Annotated in this window: 2 protein-coding genes and 1 pseudogene; 2 read left to right on the plus strand and 1 reads right to left on the minus strand. The window is 35.5% G+C overall.

What is annotated here, in order from left to right; translation table 11 throughout:
- Window positions 1-584, minus strand: a pseudogene (locus ACJML3_RS10640) (5-methyltetrahydropteroyltriglutamate--homocysteine methyltransferase); the annotation flags it as partial.
- 442 nt (window positions 585-1026) lie between these two features.
- Between ACJML3_RS10640 and ACJML3_RS10645 the strand changes: the two are divergent.
- Both ACJML3_RS10645 and ACJML3_RS10650 read left to right on the plus strand, forming a co-directional pair.
- Window positions 1027-3723 (plus strand): endo alpha-1,4 polygalactosaminidase, encoded by a 2697-nt coding sequence (locus tag ACJML3_RS10645; RefSeq protein WP_406023090.1) that lies wholly within the window; start codon window positions 1027-1029, stop codon window positions 3721-3723.
- Window positions 3724-3726: 3 nt separating this feature from the next.
- Window positions 3727-4542 (plus strand): hypothetical protein (locus ACJML3_RS10650; RefSeq protein ID WP_406023092.1); only part of this gene is annotated, 816 nt, incomplete at its 3' end.

The raw sequence follows: 4542 nt of genomic DNA on the forward strand, positions 1-4542 counted from the left end.
CAGTCATCAACCTGAATGTTTCTACATCCAGCATCATACAGATCTTTAATTACAGTTCTGTAAGCTGCTGCAATATCATTTATAAGGTCGTTAATGTCTGGATAGAATTTTTTAGTATTTTCAACATTATCTTTTCTGAAAAGTTCTGCCAGAAGCTGAGCTGGAGCAGGAAAGGTCTGTTTTGCAACTGTATTATCATCTGCAAACTGATTTACGAATTTAAAATGCTCAACAAATGGGTGGTTTTGCCCTGAAATCTTACCAGTAATCTTTATAGAGCCTTTTGCAGTTTCCTCTCCATGGAAGAAATATCCGTGAGAAAGTTCAGTCTGCTCAATTCCGTTAAGTCCCCAGAAGAAATCAAGATGCCAGTAAGATCTTCTGTACTCTCCATCTGTTATAACGTGGTAACCTGCCGCTTTTTGCTTTTCAATCAATTTTACAATTTCGGCATCCTCAACGGCTTTTAGTTCGTCTTTTGAGATAAGGCCTTTTTTAAATAGCTGTTTTGCGTTTTGCACAGCTTCAGGTCTTAAAAAAGAGCCTACATAATCATACTTAAATGGAATAGATAAAGTAGTCATTGTAATCTCCTATAAAAACGAACTTTAATATTAAGAATTTCAATAACTACAGTCTATTACCAATTTATTGATAAAAATAATACTATTTTCTAATATCAAGCTATAGATAATTCCTATAAGATATAGGCATTAATCTTCTGTTTGCACTATTCATAAGCTGTCTTTAAAAATGAATAAATATAGCTCAATTAAGGAGCTACACGTATAAAAGGCATATTTATCATTTTTATACAAAAAAAATGCTTGCATTGCAAAGTAATTGGTATAAACTTATCGGATATTTATAAAAACTATAAATAACTACCATTTCTAATTTGCCTTTCATTCAACTTTTTAGGCTATAAAGCATAAAAACGGACGATTGATCCCAAAATAAAATACTCAAGAGAGAAAAAAATTGAAAATCATTAAGGTACTGTTAGCTCTGTGCTTTGTGTTTTTTATGCATTCTTCATACGCTAAAACTGCAAAGTCAATCTGCTTTTACTACAATGAAGTTGATTCTGTTAGAGAACTTATTAACTTTGACAGAGTGGTCCTTGATCCAGCTAATGTCACACCAAAACAGATTCAGACACTAAAGAATACAGGTGTAACAGTCTATGCATATCTCTCTGTAGGCGAATTTGACGGAACTGTCCCTGAATATCTCAAAACTTCTGTAAAAAGTCATAATGATGAGTGGGACAGTGCTGTAATGGATGTCAGGGATGAAAAATGGCATAAATACCTTGAAAAGCAGTCAGATCTACTTAAAAAGGCAGGTTTTGAAGGTTTATTCCTAGATACATTAGACAGCTACTATCTTTACGCAGATGAAGATGAAAATCCTGAGTATTTTGAAAAACAGGTAAACGGTCTTAAGGATGCTGTTGAAAAGATCCACAAGATTATTCCAAATCTGATTTTTAATCGTGGATTTGAAATTTTCCCACGAATTTCATTTAAACCAAAGGCAATTGCTTTTGAATCATTGTACAAAGGTTACAATGCATCTGACAATACATATACTGATGTAAGTGAAGAAGATAGAAAATGGCTCTTAGAAGCTGTAAAACCAGCGCTAAAGCAGGGCGTGGAAGTTATTGCAATTGACTATCTTGATGATACAGATCAGAAAAAGAGAACTGAACTTGCAAAAAAGATTGCTGAACTTGGATTTACCCCATATGTATCTGACGGCATGCTCTACGGTTTTGGAACTAGTTATGTTTACTGCATACCTAAAAGAGTTTTAACTCTCTATGATGGAAGATTCTCAAGTCAGCTGATTAGTGCTGCTCATACAAGAATTGCAACACCTCTTGAATATCTTGGATATGCAGTTGATACAGTTGATATCAATTCACTAAACTACAGCACCATAGACAAAACAAGATATGCTGCTTTAGTAACCTATTTTGATAGCGTAAGTAGTTTTACAGATAATCCTGAATTTGATAAGTATGTACAGACTCACATAGGATATATTCCTATGCTTTTTTTAGGAACTATACCTCAGGATCCTAAAACTCTAAATGCACTTGGAATGCAGTACGGTGCAGAAGTACCACCTCCATACAGACTGCATAAAGATGATGTTCTATCAAAGGGTCTTTTAAATCCACATTTTAGTAAACTTGATCAGGTAAATGCACTTACCATCTCTAAAAAGGATGGCTTTAAAAGTCTAGTTTACATAGAAAACCAAAAGGGTAATACCTCTACTTTAGTTTTTAAGGCTCCATGGGGCGGTGCTGCAGTATCTCCATACCCTGTTGAATCCTTAAATAACAACACTGATACATGGCTTGTTGATCCTTTTGTTTTTTTGGACAAGATGCTCAATCTTCCAAAAATTGTAGCTGCTGATGCAACAACTGAATCAGGACAAAGAATTCTTACATCCCATGTTGACGGTGACGGATTTCCTTCAAGATCATGGTTCAAGGGCACTCCTCTTGTAAGTGAGGTTTTATACGAACATGTCTTTAAGGGTATTGATGTACCTCATACTGTATCTATTATTCAAGGCGAGATTGCTAAAGACGGTCTTTATCCAAAAGACAGTAATATGCTTGAGGATGTGGCAAGAAAAATATTTGAACTTCCAAATGTTGAAATCGCATCTCATACATTCTCACATCCATTCAACTGGGATATGAGATGGCTTGAGTCTAACCTTATATACGGTGAGCATCTGAATATTCCTGGCTACAAGCTTGATTACAACAAGGAAATGAAAGGTTCTATTGATTACATCAATACAAGACTTGCACCAAAGGGAAAAAAGGTAAAAGTATTTTTGTGGTCAGGTGATGCTAATCCAACAGAGGATATGGTTGTAAAAATTGATAAGCTTGGAATTCAGAATCTTAATGGTGGAAACACAACTATCAAGAAAGGTGAAGAATCTCTTACAAACGTATCTCCAACTGTATGCTGGTATAAAGATGGTGTTCAAGTATATGCACCTCAGATGAATGAGAACGTATATACAAACGAGTGGACTGAACACTATGACGGTTTTGCAAGAGCAAAAGAGACTTATGAACTTACTGGCTCTCCAAGAAGACTCAAGACAATCAGCATTTACTATCATATGTACTCAGGTACCTATGAAGCTTCGTTAAAGGCATTAACAAGTCTTTATGACTATGCTCTATCACAGGAGGTTACACCTCTATTCATTTCAGACTATGCAAGAAGAGCTAGAACACTGTATGAAACAGGACTGTCTAAAGATCTGAATGGAACTTTGCATATCACATCAACAGGCATTCGCTCTATTAGAGTTCCAAAATCCTTTGGTTATCCTGTAAGCTCTGATATTGTCGGATTTAATGATGCCATAGACGGTTACTATATGATTTTAAACAAGAAAAGAAATACCGTCAGATTCACAAAAGATCACAAAATCAAAGCTGAGCTTAAGAGTGCAAACGGAATTGTTGAGAAGTGGAACAGACTAGGTTCAAAGATTGAATTTGCATTCAAATCATATGTACCACTTACTGTAAGTCTCTGGTCAGACAGTAGATGTCAGGTTGTTTCATCAACTGGATTTGACCATACAAGAGAAGGTTATGTTGATACTTTCTCAACTGATGAGAAAGGATTGATTTCAGGCACATTTATCTGCAACCAGGTGCGAAACTAAACTATGTATACAAACAAGAAAAGCAGTAAAAATCATATTCATCTGCTAAGTAAAACTACTATTGCACTACTGGTAACAGCAACAGCTGCTGCTGTATATTTTTTAACACCTACTTCAACATCTCTTGAAGAGAAAATTGCAAAAGCTCAGTCTCCTGAGGTTTCTCTTGCATATCTAAATGAACTTGAAAAAGTTCATCCAAACGATCCTATGCTCCCATATCTTAGAGCAAAGATCTATTACGACAAAGGAAACTACAATGAGGTAATGGAGCTTCTTGCACCACAGATTAAAGAAGATCCAAAAAAGCGTTCAGCTGATACCTATATTCTTTATATAAAGACAAAGATTGCTCTGGCTGGCTCCATAAACAATCAGAGTGAAGAGGCAACTCTAAATGAGGTAAGAGCTGAAATTAAGGCATTTCATGTAAAGGATCTTAATGACGAGCAGTTAAGAGAACTGTCAGATATTGCCTTAAGCATGGGAATGCCTGATACTGCATATGAATATCTTTACAAGGTAAAGAGAATTGATTCAAAGACAAGAAAGCGTCTATATAATCTGGCTTTGCAGGCAGGTAATTTCAAGGCTGCAACTGATTATATGTATACAGAATACATGCAGGATGAGTCACTAGAAAAAGCAGATGAGCTTTTTGCACTGTATCTTCAGTCAGCAAATGCTTCTTTGTATAAAGATTTTCTTGAAAAGTACGACGGCACTTTCAAGGAAAATCCTGTATTTATCAAAAAGGAAATTGAAACAGCCAATAGACTTGGCTTATATGATGATGCCGAAAAACTCTTAGTAAAACTC

Source organism: Succinivibrio sp. (assembly GCF_045124615.1).
In the GTDB taxonomy this organism is placed as follows: Bacteria; Pseudomonadota; Gammaproteobacteria; order Enterobacterales; family Succinivibrionaceae; genus Succinivibrio; species Succinivibrio faecicola.

Excerpts from the sequence above, each read along its gene's own strand:
- ACJML3_RS10645 (WP_406023090.1), top strand. The coding sequence starts at position 1,027 with ATGCATTCTTCATACGCTAAAACTGCAAAGTCAATCTGCTTTTACTAC.